Genomic DNA, 23,414 nt, shown 5'->3' on the forward strand with positions numbered 1-23,414 from the left:
CCCTGACAGCAGTACTCGCCGTGGGCATCTTCGTCCTCGCCTACGTGTTCATCGCCACCGAGAAGGTGCACCGGGTCACCGCGGCCCTCGCCGGCGCCGGCCTGATGGCACTGGCCGGCATCGTCGACGCCCACTCCGCGTTCTTCGCCGAGGAGACCGGCGTGGAGTGGAACGTCATCTTCCTGCTGCTCGGGATGATGATCATCGTCAGCATCCTCAAGCAGACCGGGCTGTTCCAGTACCTCGCCATCTGGGCGGCGAAACGGGCCCGCGGGCGGCCGTACCGGCTGATGGTCATGCTCGTCCTGATCACCGCGGCGCTGTCGCCGTTCCTGGACAACGTGACCACGGTGCTGCTGATCGCTCCGGTCACGGTTTTGGTCTGCCGGCGGCTCGGCCTCCCGATCGCGCCGTACCTCATCGCGGAGGCTCTGGCCTCCAACATCGGCGGTACCTCCACGCTCATCGGTGACCCGCCGAACATCATCATCGGCACCCGCGCCGGCCTGTCGTTCAACGACTTCCTGTTCAACCTCGCACCGATCGTGGTCGTGCTGGTCGGCGTGTTCGTGCTGATGTGCCGGTGGCTGTTCAGGGACGCGCTGGGCCGCCGGCCACAGCACACCGAGGATCTGATGGACCTCGACGAGCGGGAGGCGATCACCGACCCGAAGATGCTCCTCCGGTGCCTCGTCGTGCTGGCGGGCGTGGTGGTGGCGTTCGCGCTGCACTCGGTGTTCCACCTCGAGCCTTCCATCGTGGCGCTGCTCGGCGCCGGCGTGATGGTGGTGGTGTCCGGCACGTCCTCGCAGCAGTTCCTGGAGGAGGTGGAGTGGTCCACGCTCGTGTTCTTCATGGCGTTGTTCGTGCTGGTCGGCGGGCTGGTGCGCACCGGGGTGATCGAACGGCTCGGCGAGGCGGCGATCTCGGCGGTGGGCGGTGAGTACCTCCTCGCGGCGACCGCGCTGCTGTTCGGCTCGGCGGTCCTCGGCGCGTTCGTGGACAACATCCCTTACGTCGCCACGATGGTGCCGATCGTGCAGGGCGTGGTGGACGCGGCGCCCGACCCCGAGCAGGGCACGGCCCTGTGGTGGGCGTTCGCGCTCGGCGCCGACCTCGGCGGCAACGCGACCGCGGTCGCGGCCAGCGCCAACGTGGTGGTGCTCGGCATCGCCGCCCGCAACGGCGAACGCATCAGTTTCTGGGAGTTCACGAAGTACGGCGCGATCGTGACCGCGGTGACGGTGGCGATCGCCTGGCCCTACGTCTGGCTGCGCTACTTCGCCCTGGGCTGATCGGGCACGTCGTCGGCAACATCGTCGGGATTGCGCGCCTGCAGCGGGTGTTCCCCGAGCGTCACGCCGGGCAGGACCTCGGTCGGGTGCGGCGTCTCCTCCCGCGGAGCCTCCATCCCGTCCGCCACCCGGCGCCGGGCCTCGCCGCGGCGTTCCAGATGGGCATGCAGTGTCGCGTTGAACGCCGCACCCACCAGGAGCGAGATCACCACGACGTACAACCACAGCAACACCACGATCGGCGCGGCCAGCGGACCGTAGATCGAGGTGCCGCCGATCGTCTTGGTGAGGGTGGTGCGCAGCACCCAGCCACCGGCGAGCCACATCACCATCGCCACCGCGGCGCCGCCGAAGTCGTGCCGCCAGGGGGTCCGCTCCGGCAGCGCCAGGTGGTAGAGCGTGGCGAGGAAACCGGTGGAGGCCACCACCACGACCGGCCAGTACAGCGAGACCAGGAACTGCAGGCGTGAAGGCAGGAACGAGTCGACCAGGGTCGGGCCGGCCAGCACCAGCGGGATGATCACGATCCCGATCGCCAGGGCAACGACGTACATCGAGAACGACAGCACCCGGGTCCGGACGATGCCGCGCCGGCCACCGAAGCCGTACATGATCGTGATCGTGTCGATGAGGACGTTCAGTGCCCGCGAGCCCGACCACAGGGCGAGGACGAACCCGATCGAGATGACGTCGGCGCGGCCGCGGTCGAGGACGGCGTTCAGCGTGGGAACGATCACCCGCTGGACGCTGTCCTCGGTGAGCGCGCCGCGGGCGATGTCGACCAGTTGGCCCTTGACGTCGCCGATGGCCTCCGGGCCGAAGCCACCCACGACATAGCCGACGGAACCGGCGAGCCCGAACACCAGGGGCGGAAGGGACAGGATGGCGAAGAACGCGCCCTCGGCCGCCAGACCGGTGACGCGGTAGCGCAGGCAGGTCGCGATCGTCCCCCGGACCAGGCGCCACGCGAGCGTCCGGCGGACCCGGCGACGGATCCTGACCACTCTTCGCGCCCCCACGGGTCCGGCCCTCATGAGGCATACGGTAACGACATGAACCCAACGGGCCGGTTCGCCACCCACACGGTGGCCAACCAGCCGCCGCCACTGGCACCGTACGACGCGCTCGCCGCCGACCAGGCGCTGGGTGAGGCGCTCGCCCGCTGGGGCCGGCCCGACCTGGCAGCCGACGGCGGGCGGCTCGCCGAGATCGGTGCGCTGACCGGGTCCGAGCAGGCCCGGGAGTGGGCGTTCGACGCCCATCGGCACCCGCCGCGCCTGGTCACCCACGACCGCTACGGCGAACGCGCCGACGAGGTGGAGTTCCACCCCTCCTGGCACCACCTGCTCGGCCGGGCGGTCGGCTGGGGACTGCACGGGGCGGCCTGGACCAGCGGCGAGGCCACGCCCCACCTGGCCCGGGCGGCCGGCTTCTACCTGTGGAGCCAGGCCGAGGCCGGGCACGGCTGCCCGGTGTCGATGACCTACGCCGCGGTGCCGGCCCTGCGCGCGGAGGAGTCCCTGTCCGCCGGGTGGACGCCGCTGCTGTGCTCCACCGCGTACGACCCGGGGCTGCGGCCGGCGCCCGGGAAGCGGGGTGCGCTGGCCGGGATGGCGATGACGGAGAAGCAGGGCGGGTCGGACGTACGTTCCAACACCACGCGGGCGGAGCCCACCGGCGCCGGCGGTGAGTACGCCCTGACCGGGCACAAGTGGTTCTGCTCGGCGCCGATGAGCGACGTGTTCCTCGTGCTGGCCCAGGCGCCCGGCGGGCTCACCTGCTTCGTGCTGCCGCGGGTGCTGCCCGACGGTATCCGCAACGCCGTCCGGCTGGTACGGCTGAAGGACAAGCTCGGCAACCGGTCCAACGCCTCCGCCGAGGTGGAGTTCGAAGGAGCACTGGCGAGCCGCCTCGGGCCGGAGGGGCGCGGCGTGGCGACGATCCTGTCGATGGTGAACGCCACCCGGCTGGACTGCGTACTCGGCTCGGCCGCCCTGATGCGCCGGGCGGTCGGCGAGGCGATCTGGCACGCCGCCCACCGGTGGGCGTTCGGCCGCCCCCTCGCCGGCCAGCCCGCGATGGCGAACGTGCTCGCCGACCTGGCGCTGGAGCAGGAGGCCGCGACCACGCTGGCGATGCGGCTCGCGGCGGCGACGGACGCGGCGGCCACCGACCCGGGCGAGCGGGCGCTGCTGCGGATCGCGTTGCCGGCGGCGAAGTACTACGTGTGCAAGCGAGCCTCGGCGGTGGCCGCCGAGGCGCTGGAATGCCTGGGCGGCAACGGGTACGTCGAGGAGTCCGGGATGCCGATGCTGTTCCGGGAGTCCCCGCTGAACTCGATCTGGGAGGGCGCGAGCTCGGTCCAGGCCCTCGACGTACTCCGGGCGCTGCGCCGAGAACCCGACGCACTGACCGCCTGGCTGGGCGAGATCGCGCCCGTCCGCGGCGCCGACCCGCGCCTGGACCGGGCAGTGGAGGACCTGCTGACCTCGCTCGCCGACCTGTCCGAGCCGGAGTACGCCGCCCGCCGCCTGGCCGAGCGGATCGCGGTGGTGTTCCAGGGCGCGCTGTTGGTGAGGTACGCCCCGGCCGAGGTGGCCGACGCGTTCTGCGCCTCCCGGCTGGGCCCGGCCGGGTGCGCGACGTTCGGCACGCTCCCCCGCGGAACCGGCGCGGCGGCGATCATCGACCGCGCCGCGCCTGCCGCGCTCTAAGGGCCCAATTGATGCAATTGATGCGGCGCGGGCGAGGTCCGGCTTACCGGAGAAGTGGTGGTACATGCTGCCCTGGCCGGGCGCCCGACCGCTGCTGGATCGCCTTGGGGCTGGTGCCGATGTAGCCGCGCTCCCACACGAGCTCCTGGGCGCTCTCGATCAGCCGGTCCGCACTCGCCGCGCCCGGCAGCATACGTACTGGTAGGTACAGAGTCCAGATCGGTGGCCGGAAGGCTCCAGACCGGCGACCGGACGCCGAACGGCCGTGCCGATTTCGAGACAATCGTCTCGGATACCGGTCACGCTGGTTGCCTGGTGAGGTCTCGATCACGCAGGCTGGTGCCCATGAATGCGCCCGTCTGCCCGTTGCTCGTCGGACGGCGCCATCTCGATTTCGGCCGAATGCGCAGCATGCTCTGTCGCCGGGCGCGCTGACGCGCCCCGCTCCCGGCCGCACTCGACACTTCTGCCGGTGGCCATCTCGGGCGCCCCGGTCGCGCCGATCCACCGCCAGACCTGCTTCCTGTCACACCTGTCCGTGACCTGCTCTCCAGCGAGGATCGCACTCCATGGCTATTGCGCCCCAGGCCGTCGACCGCACCGCCGAACGCCGTGCCGCCGCTCCCAGAAAGCCGCGCCCCAAGCGTGGTGAGGGCCAGTGGGCGCTCGGCTACCGCGAGCCCCTGAACAAGAACGAGCAGCTGAAGAAGGACGACGACGCGCTGAACGTCCGGGCGCGGATCGAGAACATCTACGCCAAGCGCGGCTTCGACTCCATCGACCCCTCCGACCTGCGCGGGCGGTTCCGCTGGTGGGGCCTCTACACCCAGCGCAAGCCCGGGATCGACGGCGGCCGCACGGCCACGCTGGAGCCGGAGGAGCTCGACGACGAGTACTTCATGCTCCGGGTGCGCATCGACGGCGGCCAGCTCACCGTCGCCCAGCTGCGGGCCATCGCCGACGTCTCCTCGACGTACGGCAGGGACTCCGCCGACATCACCGACCGGCAGAACATCCAGCTGCACTGGATCCGGATCGAGGACGTCCCGGCGATCTGGGAACGCCTGGAGTCGGTAGGCCTGCAGACCCAGGAGGCGTGCGGCGACTGCCCGCGGGTGATCATCGCCAGCCCGGTCGCCGGGATCGCCGCCGACGAGATCATCGACCCCACCCCCGCGGTGGAGGAGATCGCCCGCCGCTACATCGGCAGCCCGGAGTTCTCCAACCTGCCGCGCAAGTACAAGACCGCGCTCACCGGCCACCCGAACCACGACGTCGCGCCGGAGATCAACGACATCGCGTTCGTCGGCGTGGAGCACCCCGAGCACGGCCCCGGCTTCGACGTCTGGGTCGGCGGCGGGCTGTCCACCAACCCGATGCTGGCCGAGCGCCTCGGCACGTGGGTGCCGCGCGAGGAGGTGGCCGAGGTCTGGTGGGCGGTCACCAGCGTCTTCCGCGACTACGGCTACCGGCGGCTGCGGCACCGCGCGCGGATCAAGTTCCTGATGGCCGACTGGGGTCCGGAGAAGTTCCGCCAGGTGGTCGAGGACGAGTACCTCAAGCGAAAGCTGGTCGACGGCCCCGCGCCCGCCATCCCCGCCGTACCCGGTGACCACGTGGGCGTGCACCGGCAGCGCGACGGGAAGTTCTTCCTCGGCCTGGCCCCCGTCGCCGGCCGGGTCTCGGGCACCCTGCTCGGCAAGTTCGCCGATGTGGTCGAGGCGCACGGCAGTGACCGCGTACGCACCACACCGCACCAGAAGCTGCTCGTCCTCGACGTCGAGGAGGACCGCGTCGAGTCCGCGGTGGCGGCACTCGCCGACCTCGGCCTGCACGCCCGACCCTCCGCGTGGCGGCGCAACACCATGGCCTGCACCGGCATCGAGTACTGCAAGCTCGCCATCGTCGAGACCAAGCAGCGCGCGCACGACCTGATCGACGAGCTCGAACGCCGGATCCCCGAGCTCGACGTCCCGGTCACCGTCAACATCAACGGCTGCCCCAACTCCTGTGCCCGGATCCAGGTGGCCGACATCGGCCTGAAGGGACAGATCGTCCTGGACTCGGACGGGAATCAGGTCGAGGGCTACCAGGTTCACCTCGGTGGCGGGCTTGGACTGGACGCGGGCTTCGGGCGCAAGCTGCGCGGCCTGAAGGTCACCTCCGCCGAGTTGCCCGACTACATCGAACGCGTCGTACGGCACTACCTCGACCAGCGCGAGCCACAGGAGCGGTTCGCGCAGTGGGTCACCCGAGCTCCGCAGGAGGCCTTGGCATGACCGAACGCGCGACACCGTTCTACTGCCCGTACTGCGCCGAGGAGGACCTGCGGCCCGTCGAGGAGCCGCACGGCGCCTGGGAGTGCCGCGGGTGCACTCGGGTCTTCTCAGTGAAGTACGTCGGGACGAAGGTGCGCCCATGACACTCACGACGACGGCCACCCGGCGTTGCCGGGACGACCTGGAGTCGCTCGCCCGGCAGGCGGGGCGTGACCTCGAGGAGGCCAGTGCCGCGGAGATCGTGCGGTGGGCCGCCGACACCTTCGGCGACCGGTTCGCGGTCACCTCGTCGATGCAGGACACCGCGCTGGCCCACCTGGTCTCCCAGCAGGTGCCCGGGGTCGACGTGGTGTTCCTGGACACCGGCTACCACTTCCCCGAGACGGTGGGCACGGCCGACGCCGCGTCGGTCACCATCCCGATCAACCTGGTAACGGTGCGGCCGCGCCAGACCGTCGCCGAGCAGGACGCCACCCTCGGACCCGATCTGTACCGCCGCAACCCCGAGCTGTGCTGCCAGCTTCGCAAGGTCGCCCCGCTGGAGCGGGCGCTGACCAACTACGACGCCTGGGCCACCGGGATCCGCCGGGACGAGAGCCCCACCCGGGCGAACACCCCCGTGGTCAGCTGGGACGACCGGCGCGGCAAGGTCAAGATCGCGCCGCTGGCCCGCTGGACCCAGGAGGACGTGGACCGCTACGTCGCCGACAACGGCGTCCTCACCAACCCGCTGCTGGACGACGGCTACCCGTCGGTCGGCTGCTGGCCCTGCACCCGCAGGGTCGCCGAGGGCGAGGACGCGCGTGCGGGCCGGTGGGCCGGCCGGGCGAAGACCGAGTGCGGCATCCACAGATGAGCCCGCGCTACCCCCTGCTGCTCGACCTCGCCGGCAAGCGTGCCGTGGTCGTCGGCGGCGGGCCGGTGGCCGCGCGGCGGGTGGGCGGGCTGCTGGAGGCGGGCGCGGTCGTGACCGTGGTCGCGCCGGCATTGTGCGAGGACGTGGCCGCCCTGGTCGAGCCCGGACGGGTGGACTGGGTGGCCAGAGAGTACACCCCGGGTGATCTGAGCGGTGGTGTGAGCGGTGATCCGGGCGGCGGCCCGTCCGGCGCCCGGATCGTCCAGGCCGCCACCGACGACCCGGCCACCAACACCGCCGTGGCCGCCGAGGCCGAGGCGGCGGGCATCTGGTGCGTACGCGCCGACGACGCGGAGCGGTCCGCGGCCTGGACGCCCGCCACCGTCCGGTTCGACGACGTGACCGTGGCGGTCTCCGCCGGCCGCGACCCGCGCCGGGCCCGCCGGCTGAAGGACCGCATCGCGACCTTCCTGCAGTCCGGGGAGCTGCCGCTTCGGCGCGTACGCCGGACTCCGGGTGCCGGCCACGTGGCGCTGGTCGGCGGCGGGCCCGGCGACCCGGGACTCATCACCGTCCGGGGGCGGCGGCTGCTCGCCGACGCCGACGTCGTGGTGGTCGACCGGCTCGCCCCCCGCGCGCTGCTGGACGAGCTCGACGCAGAGGTCGAGGTGGTCGAGGCCGGCAAGGGACCCAAGGCGCACGCGCTCACCCAGCTGGAGATCAACGACCTGCTGGTGGCCAGGGCCCGGGCCGGCCAGCGGGTCGTCCGGCTCAAGGGCGGCGACCCGTTCGTGTTCGGCCGCGGAGCCGAGGAGGCCCTCGCCTGCGCGCGGGCCGGCATCGCCTGCGAGGTCGTGCCCGGGGTGACCAGCGCGGTGGCCGTACCCGAGTCGGCCGGCATCCCGGTCACCCACCGCGCGGTGGCCCGGCAGTTCACGGTGGTGTCCGCCCACTACGCCCGCGAGGGTGAGACGCCCGACTGGGCGGGGCTCGCCGCCACGGAGGGCACGCTGGTGTTCCTGATGGGCGTCGGCCAGCTGCCCGCCCTGACCGAGGGGCTCCTGCGCAACGGCCGGCCCGCCACCACCCCGGTCGCCGTGGTCGAACGCGGCACCCTCCCCGGCCAGCGCACCACCACCGGCACCCTGGCCACCATCGCCGGGGCCGCCGCCGCCCGAGATGTCCGCTCCCCCGCCGTGATCGTGGTCGGTGACGTGGTCGACGTCGCCGCCGACCTTGCCGCCCTCGCCGCCGGCGCCGAACCCACGGCCCCGGCCGAGCCGGTGGCGTCCGAACCCACCGACTTCGACCCGGATGCCGAGGGGAATGCCGACGGCTGAAGGGCTGCTGCTCGTCGCGCACGGCAGCCGTGACCGGCGGGCCGCGCCGGTCGCCCACCAGGTCGCGGCCATGGTGGAGCGGCTGCGGCCCGGCGCCGCCGCCGGCGCGGCGTTCCTCGAGCTCGCCACCCCCACCCCGCAGGAGGCGGTCGAGGCCCTCGCCACGCGGGGCGTCACCGACCTGGCCGTCGTGCCGTTCCTGCTCAGCGACGCCTACCACGCCCAGCAGGACCTGCCGGCGGTCGCCGAGCTCGCCGGGTCCCGCGGCTGGACGGTCCGGCTGAGCCGGGTGCTCGGCCCGGACCCACGCCTGGTGGAGGCAGTGGCCGCCCGGCTCGCCGAAGCCCGCGCTCCCGAGGCCCCGCCGCTCGACGCGGTCGTGCTCGCGGCCGCGGGGTCGAGCAACCGGCAGGCGAACGACACGGTGGCCGAGACCGCCGCCGACCTCGGCCGCCTGCTCGGCGTACCGGCCCGGTGCGCGTTCGCCTCCGCCGCCGCGCCTACCGTCGAGGAGGCGGTCGGTGACCTGCGGGCGAGCGGCGCCCGGCGGGTGGGCGTCGCGACGTACCTGCTGGCACCTGGGTTCTTCGCCGACCGGATCCGTGCGTCCGCGACCTCCGCGGGCGCGGTGGCCGTCGGCGAGCCCCTGGGCGCGTGCCCGCAGGTCGCGGCAATCGTCGCCGACCGCGCGGACCAGGCGTAGTCGGACACTGGTCGGACAGTCGCCCGTATGGCGGAAAGGCCGTTACGGGGAATTGACGCGGCCGTCCGGGTTCGAGGCGGCTCGCAGGGTATGACGGGTCCAGTGCGCTCCGTCCGGCCGCGTCCGCGGTGACCTGCGGTGACCTGCGGACCCCGCCGACGGCCGGGGTCGCCCGGGCCACCGGGGCCCGCCGTCCCCCGTGCCGCCGTCGTTCACGGAGGCCGGTGCGGACCGCCAGGTCGCCGTACGGAGCACACATCGCTGACCTGGTTGGGAATCGTGCCCGCCGCGCCGCCGGTCACCGACCGTGATGGGCCGCGCGGCCTGGTCGGACCGGGAAACGCCCACCGCCGCCGGGCAGGAGGCGCCGACCCGATCGATTCCGCACCTGGCAGTATTCGCGCAAGAGGACAAGGAAAGGAACGCGAATGGTCGACGTCTGGCCGGGATCGCCGTACCCCCTGGGGGCGACGTTCGACGGCGCCGGCACAAACTTCGCGTTGTTCAGCGAGGTCGCCGAATCCGTCGAACTCTGTCTGTTCGACGACGACGGCAACGAAACCAAGGTCCCGCTCACCGAGCGGGAAGCGTCGGTGTGGCACGGCTACATCCCCCGGGTGGCGCCGGGACAGCGGTACGGCTTCCGCGTGCACGGGCCCTACGCCCCGAGCAAGGGCCAGCGCTGCAACCCCGCGAAGCTGCTGCTGGACCCCTACGCGAAGTCGATCGAGGGGGAGGTCGACTGGGACGAGGCATTGTTCTCGTACCGCTTCGAAAACCCCGAGACGCTCAATACTCTCGACTCCGCGCCGCACATGATGAAGTCGGTGGTCATCAACCCGTACTTCGACTGGCAGGACGACCGTCCGCCGCGCCGGCCCTACAACGAGAGCGTGATCTACGAGGCGCACGTCAAAGGCCTCACCATCGACCACCCGGAGATTCCCGAGGAGATCCGCGGCACCTATGCCGGCCTCGGGTCGCCGGCGATGATCGACCACCTGACGTCGCTCGGCGTCACCGCGGTCGAGCTGCTGCCGGTGCACCAGTTCGTGCACGACGACCTGCTGGTGCAGAAGGGTCTGCGCAACTACTGGGGCTACAACACCATCGGCTACTTCGCCCCGCACAACGCCTACTCCTCCACCGGGCAGCTCGGTGAGCAGGTGCTGGAGTTCAAGGCGATGGTGCGCGCGCTCCACCGCGCCAACATCGAGGTCATCCTCGACGTGGTCTACAACCACACCGCCGAGGGCAACCACCAGGGCCCGACGATGGCGTTCCGCGGCATCGACAACGCCGCCTACTACCGCCTGGTCGACCACGACCCGCGCTACTACATGGACACCACGGGCACCGGCAACAGCCTGCTCATGCGCCACCCGCACGTGCTCCAGCTGATCATGGACTCGCTGCGCTACTGGGTGACCGAGATGCACGTGGACGGGTTCCGCTTCGACCTGGCGGCCACCCTGGCCCGTCAGTTCCACGAGGTCGACCGGCTGTCGGTGTTCTTCGACCTGGTCCAGCAGGACCCGATCGTGTCGCAGGTGAAGCTGATCGCCGAGCCGTGGGACGTCGGGCCCGGCGGTTACCAGGTGGGCAACTTCCCGCCGCTGTGGACGGAGTGGAACGGCAAGTACCGCGACTGCGTACGCGACTTCTGGCGCGGCGAGCCGGCGACGCTCGGCGAGTTCGCGATGCGGCTGACCGGCTCCTCCGACCTGTACGAGGACGACGGCCGCAAGCCGTACGCGTCGATCAACTTCATCACCGCCCACGACGGGTTCACGCTGAACGACCTGGTCTCGTACAACTCCAAGCACAACGAGGCCAACGGCGAGAACAACAACGACGGCACCGACGACAACCGCTCCTGGAACTCCGGCACGGAAGGGCCGACCGACGATCCGGACGTGCTCGCCCTCCGCCGGCGCCAGCAGCGCAACTTCCTCACCACGCTGTTCCTGTCCCAGGGTGTGCCGATGATGCTGTACGGCGACGAGTTCGGGCGTACGCAGAAGGGCAACAACAACGCCTACTGCCAGGACAACGAGATCTCCTGGATCGACTGGGGCGCGGTCGACTCCGACCTGCTCGGCTACGCCCGGGCGGTGAGCGAGCTGCGCAGTGCACACCCGGTCTTTCGCCGGCGGCGGTTCTTCGCGGGCATCGACGGCGCCGGGGACAAGCTCGGTGACGTCGCCTGGCTCAAGCCGGACGGCAACGACATGACCGAGCGCGACTGGACCGCCGGGTTCGCCAAGTCCCTCACGGTGTTCCTGAACGGCGAGGCCATCCACGAGCCGGGTGACCAGGGCGAGCGGATCGTGGACGACTCGTTCCTGTTGCTGTTCAACGCCTCCGAGGAGGACCTGGAGTTCGCTCTGCCGCCGCAGAAGTACGGCGAGGCCTGGGAAACGGTCCTGGACACCGCCGACGACGACGTGAGCGACCGGGAGGCCGTACGCGCCGGTGAGCAGGTCAAGCTGCTCTCCCGCTCGCTGCGGGTGCTCAAGCGGGCATAGGCCCGCACCTCGGCCCGTACGCCGAGAACCCTCCCGTACGACGAGAGACATCGCGACCCGCCCCGTACCACCGGGGGCGGGTCGCGGTCGCTTCGGCGCCCGGGAACATCCGGGGCCCCGGCATCGGTTAGTTTAGTTAGCGTCAAGCAACTATTTCTCGCCGACTCGCGGAGGCCCGCAGCCGTGTCATTGCCGAGCAACCCGCCGAGCAGCACCCGAGACGTCCGGGAACAAGACGAGACGTCCGTTCGCCGAACCGCCGGCAGGCGCGCACGGTACGAACACGACCACCCGCGGTACCCATGGGTGGCGCTGTCCAACACCACGCTCGGCGTGCTGATGGCCACGATCAACTCCTCGATCGTGATCATCTCCCTGCCGGCGATCTTCCGCGGTATCCGCCTGGACCCGCTGGCGCCGGGCAACGTGAGCTACCTGCTGTGGATGATCATGGGCTTCCTGCTCGTCTCCGCGGTCCTGGTGGTCTCCCTCGGCCGGCTCGGCGACATGTTCGGCCGGGTCCGCATCTACAGCTACGGCTTCGTGGTCTTCTCCGTCGCCTCGGTCATGCTCGCCGTCGACCCGTTCGTGCACAGCGCCGGAGCGCTCTGGCTGATCGGGTGGCGCGTGGTCCAGGGCGTCGGCGGGGCGATGCTGTTCGCCAACTCCACCGCGATCCTCACCGACGCGTTCCCGGCCAACCGGCGCGGAATGGCGCTCGGCATCAACCAGGTGGCGGCGATCGCCGGGTCGTTCCTCGGGCTGATCATCGGCGGTCTGCTGGCCGAGTGGCACTGGCGGGCGGTGTTCTGGGTCAGCGTCCCGATCGGCATCCTCGGCACCATCTGGTCCTACCGCTCCCTGCACGAACTCGGTGAACGCCGGCGCGGCTCGATCGACGTCGCCGGCAACCTCACCTTCGCCCTCGGCCTCACCGCCCTGCTGGCCGCCATCACCTACGGCATCCAGCCCTACGGCGGGCACACCATGGGCTGGACGAGCCCGCTGGTGCTGACCGGCCTGATCGGCGGCCTCGCCCTGCTGGCCGCGTTCTGCGTGATCGAGTCCCGGGTGGCCGAGCCGATGTTCCACCTCGGGCTGTTCCGCAACCGCGCGTTCAGCGCCGGCAACCTCGCCGGTCTGCTCGCCTCGATCGGTCGCGGCGGGATGCAGTTCATGCTGATCATCTGGCTGCAGGGAATCTGGCTTCCGCTGCACGGTTTCGACTACGCCGCGACGCCGCTGTGGGCGGGGATCTACCTCGTGCCCCTCACCATCGGGTTCCTGCTCGCCGGGCCGGTGTCCGGCTACCTCTCCGACCGCTACGGCGCGCGGGCCTTCGCCACCGGCGGGCTGCTGGTGGTGGCCGCGACGTTCGTGGGCCTGCTGCTGTTGCCGGTGGAGTTTCCGTACTGGGCGTTCGCCGGGCTGATCGCGGTGAACGGCATCGGCTCAGGACTCTTCTCCTCCCCCAACACCTCCGCGATCATGAACAGCGTTCCGGCCGGCCAGCGCGGCGCGGCGGCCGGAATGCGCGGGACGTTCTTCAACTCCGGGACGTCGCTGTCCATCGGCATCTTCTTCTCGCTGATGATCGCCGGCCTGGCGAACTCGCTACCTGCCACGCTCACCCGCGGACTGGAGGAGCAGGGCGTCTCCTCCTCGGTCGCGGAGTCGGTGGGGCACCTGCCGCCGGTGGGCAGCCTGTTCGCGGCGTTCCTCGGCTACAACCCGATGGCCAAGCTGCTCGGGCCCACCGGCGCGCTGGACCACCTGCCGGCCTCGAACGTCGCGACGCTCACCGGCAAGGAGTTCTTTCCCCGGCTGATCGCCACGCCGTTTCACCACGGGCTGGTGATCGTGTTCGCCGCGGCTGCCATCATGACTGTCATCGGCGCCTTCGCCTCGCTGCTGCGGGGTGAGCGCTACGTCCACGGCGAACGCCAGACGATCGAGGAAGAGGGTGCCGCCGCATGACACACCACGCGACGACACGACCCGAGACCATGGACCGGGAGGAAGCCACCCGGCTCTACCTCGCCATCGCCCGGCTGTCGCGCTGGATGCGCCGGCAGGGCGCGTCCCAGCGCGGTGATCTCGGGCACGGCGGAATGTCCGCTCTGGCGACGTTGACCAACGCGGGTCCGATGCGGCTCGGCGACCTGGCCAACCGCGAGCAGGTCGCACCACCCACCCTGTCGCGGGTGGTGGCCTCGCTGGAGAGCGCGGGGTACGCCGTCCGCACCCCCGATCCCGCCGACCGCCGGGCGAGCATCGTGTCCGCCACCGAGGAGGGCCAGCAGATCGCCCGCGGCCTGCGCTCGCTGCGTACCGAAGCACTGCGCAACCGCGTCGAGCGGCTGACGCCCGAGCAGCACGAGGCGCTTGTCGCCGCGCTGCCGGCGCTGGAGGCACTGGTGGGCGACGACGCCTGAGCCGGGCCGCTGGGCCGGGGGCCCGCGGGGGCCGCGAGCTCAGGTGCGGTTCAGCCGGGCGAGTTCGCCGTCGACGTCGAAGTTCGCGGCCGGCCACTGCGGATCGAGCTCGGACAGCCGCTCCACCAGCAGCTTGGTGATGGCGAGGTTGCGGTACCACTTGCGGTCGGCGGGCACGACGTACCACGGGGCGGCGTCGGTGTTGGTGCGTTCCAGCGCGGCGGCGTAGGCGACCTGGTAGTCCTCCCAGCAGGCGCGCTCGTCGACGTCGCCGGGGTTGTACTTCCAGTACTTCGTCGGGTCCTCCAGCCGGGCGGTCAGCCGCTTCTTCTGTTCCTTCTTCGACAGGTGCAGGAAGCACTTGACGACGGTGACGCCGTTGCCGGTCAGCTCGCGTTCGAACTCGTTGATGACGTCGTAGCGGGTCATCCAGGTTTCCGGCGGGACGAGCTTGTGGACCCGGGCGACGAGCACGTCCTCGTAGTGCGAGCGGTCGAAGATCCCGAGGTAGCCGGGCTCGGGCAGCGCCTGGCGGATCCGCCACAGGAAGTCGTGCCGGAGCTCCTGCCGGGTGGGTGCCTTGAACGACGTGATCCGCACACCCTGCGGGTCCACCAGGCCGACCGAGTGGCGCAGCGTCCCGCCCTTGCCGGAGGTGTCCATTCCCTGCAGGACGAGCAGCAGGCTGCGGGTGCCACCGGTGTGGCCCTCGGCGAACAGCCGCTCCTGCAGTTCCGACACCGTGGGGGCCAGTTCGGCGAGCGCTCGTTTGCCGGCGCGCTTGCCGCCGTCGAATCCCGGGGTGGTGTCGGTGGGGAGCTTCGCCAGATCCACCGGCCCCGGCGGCAACGCGAGTACGTCAGCCAGCCGCTTGTTCACGTCGTCCCCGCTCATCCGGGCTCCGTTCGGTCCGTACGACATCCGCTGCCCGGCAAGTCTGCCCGCATCCGTGCCGGTGTGCGAGGGACGCGGACCGGCCCTGGCGTCCGCAGCGGTACGCGGGTCTGGTGGGATCGACCGGGTGCGCATCCTCACCACCGGCCCGGCCGAGCCCACATCGGCGACCGCGGAGCTGACCGACGCCGAACTCGCCGAGATCTACCGCTACCCGGCGGACAGGACCTGGCTGCGGGTCAACTTCGTCTCCTCGGTGGACGGCGCCGCGCAGGGACCCGACGGGCGGTCCGGGACTATTTCGGGCCGGCCCGACCGGCACGTCCTCGCCCTGCTGCGGGCGCTGTGCGACGTGGTCCTGGTCGGCGCCGGGACCGCGCGCGCCGAACGCTACGGACCGGCGACCATCCGGCCCGCGTTCACCGCGCTGCGGGAGAAGCTCGGCCTGGCGCCCACCCCGCCGATCGCCGTGGTGAGCCACTCCCTGGACCTGCCGGACAAGCTGCTGGCCGACCCGCGCACCGTCGTGATCACCTCCCGGGCCTGCTCCCCCGAGCGCCGGGCCGCCCTCGAGGGCCGGGTCGACGTCGCGATCGCCGGCGAGTTCGAGGTCGACGTGACCGAGGCCGTCGCCGCGCTGACCGAGCGGGGGTACCGGCGGATCCTCTCCGAGGGTGGCCCGAGCCTGTTCGCGGAACTGCTCGCCCGGTCGCTGGTCGACGAGGTGTGTCTCACCCAGTCGCCGGAACTGCTGGCCGGGCCGGCGATGCGGATCACCCACGGCCCGCTGCTGGCCGAACCCACCCGGCTCACGCTGGCCGCGCTGCTGGAGGAGGACGGCTTCGTGTTCCAGCGCTGGCTCACCGGTTCGCACCGTGAAACGCCGGGGTGACCTCGCCGGGCGGCAGCGGGTTCGGCCAGACTGGGCGGATGCAGCTGCCCGTGATGCCACCGGTCTCACCGATGCTCGCCAAGCCGGTCAAGCACATCCCCCACGGCGACCACAGCTACGAGCCCAAGTGGGACGGCTTCCGGTCGATCATCTTCCGCGACGGCGACGAGGTGGAGATCGGCAGCCGCAACGAGCGGCCGATGACGCGCTACTTCCCCGAGGTGGTGGCCGCGGTCCAGGCGAAACTGCCGGACCGGTGCGTGATCGACGGCGAGCTCGTGGTGCCCGACCGTGCCCGCGGGCGGCTCGACTTCGACACCCTGCAGCAGCGGATCCACCCCGCCGCCAGCCGGGTGCGGCTGCTGTCGGAGCAGACGCCCGCCCACTTCGTGGCGTTCGACCTGCTCGCCCTGGACGACCACGACCTCACCGGCGAGCCGTTCTCGGTCCGCCGCGCCGCCCTGGAGGAGGCGCTGGCCGGCGTCACCTCGCCGATCCACCTGACGCCCGCGACCACCGACCGCGGCCTGGCCGAGCGCTGGTTCCACCAGTTCGAGGGCGCCGGGCTGGACGGCGTGATCGCAAAGCCGTTGACCGGGCCGTACGAGCCGGACAAGCGGGTCATGTTCAAGATCAAGCACGAACGCACCGCCGACTGCGTGGTCGCGGGCTACCGCGTGCACAAGAGCGGCCCGGACGCGATCGGCTCGCTGCTGCTCGGTCTCTACAACGACGCGGGTGACCTGGCCAGCGTGGGCGTGATCGGCGCCTTCCCGTTGGCCCGGCGGCGGGAGCTGTTCACCGAGCTGCAGCCGCTGGTCACGACGTTCGACGACCACCCGTGGGCGTGGGCCAAGCAGGAAGGCGGCAGCCGTACGCCCCGCAACGCCGAGCAGAGCCGGTGGAGCGCCGGCAAGGACCTGTCGTTCGTGCCGCTGCGGCCCGAACGCGTCGTCGAGGTGCGCTACGACCACATGGAGGGCGTGCGCTTCCGGCACACCGCGCAGTTCGTCCGATGGCGCGAGGACCGCGAGCCGCAGTCGTGCCGTTACGACCAACTCGAGGAACCGGTCCGCTTCGATCTTGCCGAGATCCTGGGCCTGGAGTGACATTCTTTGCACCTCGCCACCCGCGCGGGACGATGAACCTCAGGGACATGGAGGTCCGCGATGTATGAGGTCGTACTCCTGATCGAGAAGCCGCTGTCGCAGGTCGACGCGGGCCAGATCGCCGGACTCTACGGAGCCGGCACCCATCCAGGGCGCACCCACGTGCACGTGCTGCTGCCGGTGGAGGACGCCTCGGCGCGGGTGGAGTCGGCGCTCGGGTCCATCGCCGCCAGCGAGGTGCTGGCCACCTCGGCCCTGAACTTCCCCGACGTCGACCTGGCCAAGATCCAGGCCGAGATCGTCGAACGCAGCCAGGCCGCGCTCGAGGAGAGCCTGACCGCTCTTGCCGACCGCGGCTGCGCCGTCGACGGCGAGGTCACCTCCGCCGAGCCGGTCGAGGCGCTGTCGAACGCGGTCCGGGAGCGCCAGGCCTCCGAGGTGGTCATCCTCACCCGCCCGCACGTGGTCGCGGAGTTCTTCCACGTCGACTGGACGTCCAAGGCGCGCCGCCGCCTCGGCGTGCCGTGCCTGCACCTCATCGAGCACAGGGACCCGGCGAAGCCCGGCGATCCGTCGGTGCGCGACGAGCGGTCGGTCTGACGACGTTCCTTCGCGTCGCCTGACGTCGCCCGCGTCGCTCCCCTCGGCCACTCACCTCGGTGGCAGCTCGGCGGGCTGGTCGTCGAGTTCGGCCAGCTTGCGGTCGAGGAAGTCGCGTTCGGCGTCGTTCCCGGTCAGCTCGCGGGCTCTCGTGTAGGCGGCCCGGGCAGCGGTGTGGTCGCCGGTCCGCCGGAGGAAGTCGGCCCGGGCGACGAGCAACGGCTGGTAGTCGCCGAGCCGCTCCTCCAAGCCCTCGAGAAGGGCCAGCCCGGCGTCTGCTCCGGAGGTCTCGGCGACGGCGACCGCGCGGTTGAGCCGGACGACGGGCGAGCCGTCGGTGAGGCGTTCGAGTCGTTCGTACAGCTGGGCGATGGCCGCCCAGTCGGTGTCGGAGGCCTCGGACGCGCTGGCGTGTTCGGCGGCGATCGCCGCCTGCAGGAGGTACGCCGACAACCGCCCGTACGACGCCGCCCGCTCGACCAGCGCGACACCCTCGTCGATCTCGGCCCGGTGCCAGCGGGAACGGTCCTGGTCGGGCAGGACCACGAGCCTGCCCCCCTCGTCGGTGCGCGCGTCCCGCCGGGAGTGCTGCAGCACCATCAGCGCGAGCAAAGCCACCGGCTCCGGCTCCGCGGGCAGCAGCGCGGCCACCACCCGGGTCAACCGGATCGCCTCCGCGCACAGTCCGCTGCGCACGAGGGTCTCCCCCGACGACGCCGCGTGCCCCTCGGTGAAGACGAGATACAGGACCGCGAGGACACCACCGAGCCGCGCGGGCAGATCCGCGCCACGCGGCACGCGGTAAGGAATGCCGGCCGCGGCGATCTTCTTCTTCGCCCGGGTGATCCGGGCCGCCATGGTGGGCTCGGACACCAGGAACGCGCGGGCGATCTCGGCTGTGGTGAGGCCACCGACCATGCGGAGGGTGAGCGCCACGCGGGCCGGCATCGCCAGCGCCGGGTGGCAACAGGTGAACAACAGCCGGAGGCGCTCGTCCGGTATCTCCTCCTCGGCACTGCCGGCCACGAGGTCGGCGAGGTCGGTGGTGTCCGCGGTGCCGGTCACCCCGGCCGGCTCGGCGTCGACCACGAGCAGGGGCAGCTTGCGGGCCAGGGTCTTCTCCCGGCGCAACTGGTCGACGCCGCGGCGGCGGGCGGTGGTGAGCAGCCAGGCCTCCGGCCGGTCGGGTACACCGTCCACGGCCCAGTGCCGGAGGGCGCGCTCGAAGGCGTCGGCCAGCGACTCCTCCGCAATCTCCAGACTGCGCAGCTGGCCGGTCAGCAGTGCGAGCAGCCGGCCCCAGTGGTCGGTGAACGCCTGCTCGACCGCCGCGCTCGCGGCCCGTTCGTCCGTCATCGCCGTGCCGTGCACCTGTTCCTCGGGTTCTTCTGGTTCCTCAGGTCCCCACGCGCCCGTCAACCGCGGCTTGCGGTCAGGCCTTCTTCGCCCGGCTGGGCTGCACTCGCATCGGCTCACCCGGCATCTTCGGGTAGTCGGGCGGGTAGGGAAGGTCACCCAGGTCGTGATCACGGGCGTCCCGATCGGCCCACTCCAGCAGGGGCGTGAGGTCGTACGCCTCCTCGCTTACTCCAGCGTGCAGGTCGCCCACCTCGGCGAACCGCTTGGGCATCGTCTCCAGGTCGAAGTCTTCGGGTCGGACCTCGGTCAGCTCGTCCCAGCGCAGCGGAGCCGACACGGTCGCCCGCGGGTTGGCCCGCAGGGAGTACGCCGAGGCGATCGTGCGGTCACGGGCCATCTGGTTGTAGTCGACGAACACCTTCTCGCCGCGCTCCTCCTTCCACCACGAGATCGTCACGTGGTCCGGCATCCGGCGTTCCAGCTCCCGGCCCAGGGCGATCACGGCGCGGCGTACCTCGGTGAACGTCCACCGCGGTTGGATCGGGACGTAGACGTGCAGGCCGCGGCCACCGGAGGTCTTCGGCCAGCCCTCCATGCCGAGCTCGTGCAGCAACTCCCGCACCTGCGGTGCCACCGCCACCGCGTGGGTGAAGTCGGTGCCGGGCTGAGGATCGAGGTCGATCCGGATCTGGTCGGGATGGTCGACGTCGGCGCGGCGTACCGGCCAGGGGTGGAACGTCAGCGTGCCGAGGTTGGCCGCCCAGGCGACCACCGCGAGCTCGGTCGGGCACACCTCGTCGGCGAACCGCCCGCTCGGGAACGCGATGCGGGCGGTCTCCACCCACTCGGGCGCACCCTTGGGTATGCGCTTCTGGTAGAACGCGTCACCGCGGTTGTCGGCCCGAGTGGACAGCTTCGCGCCCTCGAACACGCCGCCGGGCCAGCGCTCCAGGGTCGTCGGCCGCTCGCGGAGCGCGCCGAGGATGCCTTCACCGACGGACAGGAAGTAGCGCACCACGTCCCGCTTGGTGAAGCCCCGCTCGGGAAAGTAGATCTTGTCGGGGTTGGTGAGGCGGACGGTGCGGTCACCGACCTCGATCTCTTCGTACGGCGTCGCCATGGTCGAACGCTAGCGTGCCCCACCCCCAGGCCGGGCCGGTAGCGACCGAAGCAACCCAGGGTCTGTCCTAGTCCCGCACCGGGCGGACCGTGAACTCGTGGCTCACCACCCGAGGAGAGTCGACCGTCCCCGTGAGCTGCGGCGTGCAGAGCAGGGTGCTGGCGCCCACCACCGTCTCCGCCGTCCGGTCACCGAAGCAGCCGGCGGCCCAGGACCGCGCCGGTCCGGCGCCGCCGAACTTCCCGACGACCAGCCCGGTGAGAGTCCGCGCGGTGTCCCGCAACCCAGGGTTGACACTCCCACCGGCTGCCGGCGCGGACGCCGTCAGCGCGGTGATGTCCTGGTCGGGACCCTTGATCCGTGGACGGGGAAACGTCAGGTGGACCTTGACGTCGCCCCGAGTGCATGTCATCGACTCCTCCGTCCGGTGGCAGGTCATCCCCTGTCTGCCGAGGGCCTCCGACACCTCCTTCGGGGTGATCAGGCTGAGGCCCGGCGTGTAGTCCAGGTCACCGCTCTCCTCGCCGCGGCGCAGTTCGAAGCTGGAGGGACCGGACGTGCGTACCATCACGGCGACGTCGGCCACCGATGTCTGCGCCGTCTCCCGGCTCTTGTCCGACAGCGACTTCCGCATCGCCTTGTCGAACTCCGGACGCTCGCCGGCGGGGATCGCGGCCAATCCCAGCACGGTGAAGGTGCGGTACGCCACGGCCGACACGTCCGGCTCCCCGCCGAAGTTGTTGCCGGTGCCGGAGTCCAGCTTCGACCAGGCCGGGTCGGGGCGTACGTCCGCGTCGACGCGGACGACCTCCTCGCGGCCGGTCAGCATGGTCACCTTCGCCACGAACGGTGCGGGATCGTTCCCGGTCTGGACGCAGGTCAGCAGCGCGGAACGGTTGCCGGGGGTGCGGGTACACGAGAAACCGGCGGAGGTGAGGCTCGCGCGCAACGCCGTTCCCATCGCGCCGCCGGTGCCACCGGGCTCGGCGTAGGTCGGCACGTCACGCGGACTGTCCGCCTGCTTGCCGTAGTAGTCGCCGGGGTCCTCGGTGGAGCTGCGGTGCCAGTTCTTTCCGAACCACACCGCGCCCGCGCCCGCGGCGACGAGGACGATCACCAGGCCGACCACTCCGAGTACGAGACCGGCACGCCGCCTGCGCGGCTCCGGCGTGGAAGGGGGCCGGCCCTGCACGGGCGGGTGACCCGTGGGGCGGGACGGCGGTGGGCCTCCGGGAGCCGTACGCCCGGGTGCCGGACCGGCGACGGGTGGGGCCGGCGCCCGTCCCGGGACCTGTCCGTGTGGCGGTTCCTGGGGGTGCCGGCCCTGAGCGCTCGGCCCTTGCCAGGGGCCTGGCGGCGGCCCCTGCTGCGGGCCCGGCCGAGGGTCCTGTCGCGGGCCCCGTGGCCTGCCCTGCGGGTCCTGCTGCGGAGCCCGGCGGGGATCTTGCCGCGGACCGTGGGCCGGGCCCTGCCGCGGACCCTGGGCTGGTGGTCCCGGCCGACGGCCTGCTGGAGGTTGCACTGGCCAGCTTCTCCCCTCGGCGCGTCGGTCGGGACGGACCTGGCGCCATGTCGGTTCAGTCGGATGGCAGGTCATGCGGTAGGTCGGGCGAGCGTTGCCCGGCCCGTCACCGGGAGTGCCGCCAGCACCACGAGGGCGACCTGTGGGTACCTTTACCGGCGCTTCGCCCAATGTCAAAGTCGGGCAGATGGTGCGCAACCGGACCACGTGCAGACGGCATACTGGGCGACCATGAGCCAACCGCCACCGGGACGTCCGGACGAGGCCCGTCGGCGATCCGGCGGCCCGCCCGGGCCGCAGGGCCCGCCGCCCGGACGGTCTGGTCCGTCTTCGCCCAGCCAGTCCGGAGCACACCCTCGTCCGGGTCCCCCCTGGCACAGCGCACCGCCCGGGCAGAACACCCCACCGCCTGGGCAGTCCCAGCGTCCGGGCCAGGCACCGCCGCACTACCACCCGGACAGGAGACAGGGCCCGAACGATCGGCAGCGCCCACCTGGGCCTCAGGGCAGCGCTCCGCTCGGCGGACCACCGCCTGCGCAGCAGGGTCCTCCACCCGGACGGCAGGGCCAACCGTGGCCGGCGCCGACCTGGGCGGCACCGCCCGGCGGGCCCCACCAGCCGCCGGAGGCACCGCCCAGGCGACGCCGGAAGCTCTGGTGGCTCCTGGGCGGCGGCCTTGTCATGATCCTTCTCGTCGCAGTGACAGTCGGCGGCTACGTCTTCGGCGGGGGCGTGCTGGGCGGTGGTTTCGGCGGGTCGGCGCCGCACGAGGAGAAGACCAGTCCCGCGGCCGCGCCCGTGGCCGCCACCGAGCTCACCGGTCCGCTCACCAGCCGGGGATTCACCTGTTACGACACGCAGGCGTCCCCTACCAAGGTGCGGTCGTGTTACCGCACCGAGTCCGACGGCACCCGGGTGACGGTTCGCATCGGGTCCGGGAGTGACGACAGGGCGGCCCTGGTGGAGATCGACGCCGCACCGGTCACCGGTGTCCGCGGAACGGTCCGGCCCCCCGGCGACGCGATCAGCCCCGTGCGGGAGGTTGTCGAGGTGGTCGGCAAGCCACTGCTCGGACAGGAGTACGCCGCACTGCCCGCTTTCGGCGACGATGCCGACCGAAGCACCCGCCTGAGCTGGGGCGCGGTGAGCTTCAGCGCACATCCTGAAGCAGCTTCCGCGTCGTTCACCGGGTCGAACGCGCCGAGGATGCCGCGCGGCACGGACTTCCCGAAGGACCCGGCCAGCATGTCCGCCCCGCTGGGCAAGGCGGGCTACGAGTGTGACTCGTACAGCTGCACCCCCGAGTCCTCGCCCTACGAAGTCCGGACGAGGTTCAGCACCTCGGAGGTAACGGTGACCGCGGCCCACTACGACGGCGAGGCGAAGGTCACCGACGCCGAGCTCCGGCGGCGCTACGGCGACGCGCTGCGCCAGGTCGCGAACGGGAAGGGACTCGACGCCGCCCAGCGCTGGGTCGCCGGTCACCTGACACCGAAGAACGGTTTCGTGGAGGGCGACGTCGCCGGGTTGCACCTGGCCGTCATCCGGACCGACAGCGGGGACGGACAGCTCACCGTCACCCCGGTGCTCACCCGCGGCAGGTGAACGCCACGCAGACGGCCCGCCCGGCCGGAACGTTCGGGCACACCAGGAGCGGGGGGGGGGGGGGGGCCGGGGGGGGGGGGGGGCGCCCCGGGGGGGGGGGGGGAATGGGGGGCGGGCGGCGGGGGATGAGCTGGGGGGGGTCGGCCGACGGCCAGAACGGAAC

19 protein-coding genes are annotated in these 23,414 nt (G+C 71.7%); 14 read left to right on the plus strand and 5 right to left on the minus strand.

The window, feature by feature from the left end:
- The first annotated feature begins 2 nt into the window (after window positions 1-2).
- Window positions 3-1,295 (plus strand): ArsB/NhaD family transporter, encoded by a 1,293-nt coding sequence (locus ABZV93_RS17060; RefSeq protein ID WP_354936562.1) that lies wholly within the window; start codon window positions 3-5, stop codon window positions 1,293-1,295.
- On the opposite strand, the gene ABZV93_RS17065 is transcribed toward ABZV93_RS17060, so the two are convergent.
- The gene (locus ABZV93_RS17065) at window positions 1,277-2,329 is read right to left on the minus strand and encodes a YihY/virulence factor BrkB family protein (protein ID WP_354936476.1); all 1,053 of its coding nucleotides are present in this window, start codon (window positions 2,327-2,329) and stop codon (window positions 1,277-1,279) included. The genes ABZV93_RS17060 and ABZV93_RS17065 overlap by 19 nt on opposite strands.
- Window positions 2,330-2,347: 18 nt before the next feature.
- Here ABZV93_RS17065 and ABZV93_RS17070 point away from each other — a divergent pair, with 18 nt between their 5' ends.
- The 9 genes from ABZV93_RS17070 (at window position 2,348) to ABZV93_RS17110 (ending at window position 14,150) form a co-directional block, all read left to right on the plus strand.
- Window positions 2,348-4,009: an acyl-CoA dehydrogenase family protein gene (locus ABZV93_RS17070; RefSeq protein WP_354936479.1), complete on the plus strand. Its 1,662-nt coding sequence runs from the start codon at window positions 2,348-2,350 to the stop codon at window positions 4,007-4,009.
- Between the two features lie 569 nt (window positions 4,010-4,578).
- The gene (locus ABZV93_RS17075; RefSeq protein ID WP_354936482.1) at window positions 4,579-6,288 is read left to right on the plus strand and encodes a nitrite/sulfite reductase; all 1,710 of its coding nucleotides are present in this window, start codon (window positions 4,579-4,581) and stop codon (window positions 6,286-6,288) included.
- Window positions 6,285-6,431, plus strand: coding sequence for a hypothetical protein (locus ABZV93_RS17080; protein ID WP_175542441.1), 147 nt, complete (start codon window positions 6,285-6,287; stop codon window positions 6,429-6,431). The genes ABZV93_RS17075 and ABZV93_RS17080 overlap by 4 nt, the downstream gene beginning before the upstream one ends.
- The gene (locus ABZV93_RS17085) at window positions 6,428-7,144 is read left to right on the plus strand and encodes a phosphoadenylyl-sulfate reductase (protein WP_354936485.1); all 717 of its coding nucleotides are present in this window, start codon (window positions 6,428-6,430) and stop codon (window positions 7,142-7,144) included. The genes ABZV93_RS17080 and ABZV93_RS17085 overlap by 4 nt, the downstream gene beginning before the upstream one ends.
- Entirely contained in the window at window positions 7,141-8,484 is a 1,344-nt protein-coding gene (gene cobA / locus ABZV93_RS17090) for a uroporphyrinogen-III C-methyltransferase (protein ID WP_354936488.1), read from the plus strand. The genes ABZV93_RS17085 and cobA overlap by 4 nt, the downstream gene beginning before the upstream one ends.
- A complete protein-coding gene (locus ABZV93_RS17095) occupies window positions 8,471-9,187 on the plus strand; it encodes a sirohydrochlorin chelatase (RefSeq protein WP_354936491.1) in 717 nt (238 codons plus the stop codon). The genes cobA and ABZV93_RS17095 overlap by 14 nt, the downstream gene beginning before the upstream one ends.
- A gap of 428 nt (window positions 9,188-9,615) precedes the next feature.
- Window positions 9,616-11,715 (plus strand): glycogen debranching protein GlgX, encoded by a 2,100-nt coding sequence (gene glgX, locus ABZV93_RS17100; protein WP_354936493.1) that lies wholly within the window; start codon window positions 9,616-9,618, stop codon window positions 11,713-11,715.
- 306 nt (window positions 11,716-12,021) lie between these two features.
- Window positions 12,022-13,692 (plus strand): MFS transporter, encoded by a 1,671-nt coding sequence (locus ABZV93_RS17105; protein WP_354936495.1) that lies wholly within the window; start codon window positions 12,022-12,024, stop codon window positions 13,690-13,692.
- Complete coding sequence (locus tag ABZV93_RS17110; RefSeq protein ID WP_354936498.1) at window positions 13,689-14,150, plus strand: MarR family transcriptional regulator; 462 nt, start codon at window positions 13,689-13,691, stop codon at window positions 14,148-14,150. The genes ABZV93_RS17105 and ABZV93_RS17110 overlap by 4 nt, the downstream gene beginning before the upstream one ends.
- A gap of 39 nt (window positions 14,151-14,189) precedes the next feature.
- Here ABZV93_RS17110 and ABZV93_RS17115 read toward each other — a convergent pair whose 3' ends face one another.
- Complete coding sequence (locus tag ABZV93_RS17115) at window positions 14,190-15,044, minus strand: polyphosphate kinase 2 family protein (RefSeq protein WP_354936500.1); 855 nt, start codon at window positions 15,042-15,044, stop codon at window positions 14,190-14,192.
- Window positions 15,045-15,171: 127 nt separating this feature from the next.
- Here ABZV93_RS17115 and ABZV93_RS17120 point away from each other — a divergent pair, with 127 nt between their 5' ends.
- From ABZV93_RS17120 to ABZV93_RS17130, 3 genes are read left to right on the plus strand one after another with little or no spacing between them, the layout of a single operon-like run.
- Window positions 15,172-15,936, plus strand: a complete 765-nt coding sequence (locus ABZV93_RS17120) for a pyrimidine reductase family protein (RefSeq protein ID WP_354936503.1) — start codon at window positions 15,172-15,174, stop codon at window positions 15,934-15,936.
- Between the two features lie 38 nt (window positions 15,937-15,974).
- Window positions 15,975-17,045: an ATP-dependent DNA ligase gene (locus ABZV93_RS17125; protein ID WP_354936506.1), complete on the plus strand. Its 1,071-nt coding sequence runs from the start codon at window positions 15,975-15,977 to the stop codon at window positions 17,043-17,045.
- Window positions 17,046-17,105: 60 nt separating this feature from the next.
- Window positions 17,106-17,645, plus strand: a complete 540-nt coding sequence (locus ABZV93_RS17130; protein WP_354936509.1) for a hypothetical protein — start codon at window positions 17,106-17,108, stop codon at window positions 17,643-17,645.
- A gap of 51 nt (window positions 17,646-17,696) precedes the next feature.
- Here ABZV93_RS17130 and ABZV93_RS17135 read toward each other — a convergent pair whose 3' ends face one another.
- The 3 genes from ABZV93_RS17135 to ABZV93_RS17145 all read right to left on the minus strand — a co-directional run bounded on the left by ABZV93_RS17135 (window position 17,697) and on the right by ABZV93_RS17145 (window position 21,253).
- The gene (locus ABZV93_RS17135; RefSeq protein ID WP_354936512.1) at window positions 17,697-19,001 is read right to left on the minus strand and encodes a DUF6596 domain-containing protein; all 1,305 of its coding nucleotides are present in this window, start codon (window positions 18,999-19,001) and stop codon (window positions 17,697-17,699) included.
- Window positions 19,002-19,077: 76 nt separating this feature from the next.
- Entirely contained in the window at window positions 19,078-20,124 is a 1,047-nt protein-coding gene (ligD, locus tag ABZV93_RS17140; RefSeq protein ID WP_354936515.1) for a non-homologous end-joining DNA ligase, read from the minus strand.
- Window positions 20,125-20,191: 67 nt separating this feature from the next.
- On the minus strand, window positions 20,192-21,253 hold the full coding sequence (locus ABZV93_RS17145; RefSeq protein WP_354936518.1) for a hypothetical protein: 1,062 nt from the start codon (window positions 21,251-21,253) through the stop codon (window positions 20,192-20,194).
- A gap of 1,074 nt (window positions 21,254-22,327) precedes the next feature.
- Between ABZV93_RS17145 and ABZV93_RS17150 the strand changes: the two genes are divergently transcribed.
- Complete coding sequence (locus ABZV93_RS17150) at window positions 22,328-23,251, plus strand: hypothetical protein (RefSeq protein ID WP_354936521.1); 924 nt, start codon at window positions 22,328-22,330, stop codon at window positions 23,249-23,251.
- Window positions 23,252-23,414 lie beyond the last annotated feature (163 nt).

Source organism: Actinopolymorpha sp. NPDC004070, from assembly GCF_040610475.1.
Classification (GTDB): Bacteria; Actinomycetota; Actinomycetes; order Propionibacteriales; family Actinopolymorphaceae; genus Actinopolymorpha.

Coding starts and splice junctions, on each gene's coding strand:
- glgX (WP_354936493.1), top strand. CDS start 9,616: ATGGTCGACGTCTGGCCGGGATCGCCGTACCCCCTGGGGGCGACGTTC.
- ABZV93_RS17150 (WP_354936521.1), top strand. CDS start 22,328: ATGATCCTTCTCGTCGCAGTGACAGTCGGCGGCTACGTCTTCGGCGGG.
- ABZV93_RS17095 (WP_354936491.1), top strand. CDS start 8,471: ATGCCGACGGCTGAAGGGCTGCTGCTCGTCGCGCACGGCAGCCGTGAC.
- ligD (WP_354936515.1), bottom strand. CDS start 20,124: ATGGCGACGCCGTACGAAGAGATCGAGGTCGGTGACCGCACCGTCCGC.
- ABZV93_RS17110 (WP_354936498.1), top strand. CDS start 13,689: ATGACACACCACGCGACGACACGACCCGAGACCATGGACCGGGAGGAA.
- ABZV93_RS17135 (WP_354936512.1), bottom strand. CDS start 19,001: ATGACGGACGAACGGGCCGCGAGCGCGGCGGTCGAGCAGGCGTTCACC.
- ABZV93_RS17080 (WP_175542441.1), top strand. CDS start 6,285: ATGACCGAACGCGCGACACCGTTCTACTGCCCGTACTGCGCCGAGGAG.
- ABZV93_RS17115 (WP_354936500.1), bottom strand. CDS start 15,044: ATGAGCGGGGACGACGTGAACAAGCGGCTGGCTGACGTACTCGCGTTG.
- ABZV93_RS17085 (WP_354936485.1), top strand. CDS start 6,428: ATGACACTCACGACGACGGCCACCCGGCGTTGCCGGGACGACCTGGAG.
- ABZV93_RS17125 (WP_354936506.1), top strand. CDS start 15,975: ATGCAGCTGCCCGTGATGCCACCGGTCTCACCGATGCTCGCCAAGCCG.
- cobA (WP_354936488.1), top strand. CDS start 7,141: ATGAGCCCGCGCTACCCCCTGCTGCTCGACCTCGCCGGCAAGCGTGCC.
- ABZV93_RS17070 (WP_354936479.1), top strand. CDS start 2,348: ATGAACCCAACGGGCCGGTTCGCCACCCACACGGTGGCCAACCAGCCG.
- ABZV93_RS17065 (WP_354936476.1), bottom strand. CDS start 2,329: ATGAGGGCCGGACCCGTGGGGGCGCGAAGAGTGGTCAGGATCCGTCGC.
- ABZV93_RS17075 (WP_354936482.1), top strand. CDS start 4,579: ATGGCTATTGCGCCCCAGGCCGTCGACCGCACCGCCGAACGCCGTGCC.
- ABZV93_RS17130 (WP_354936509.1), top strand. CDS start 17,106: ATGTATGAGGTCGTACTCCTGATCGAGAAGCCGCTGTCGCAGGTCGAC.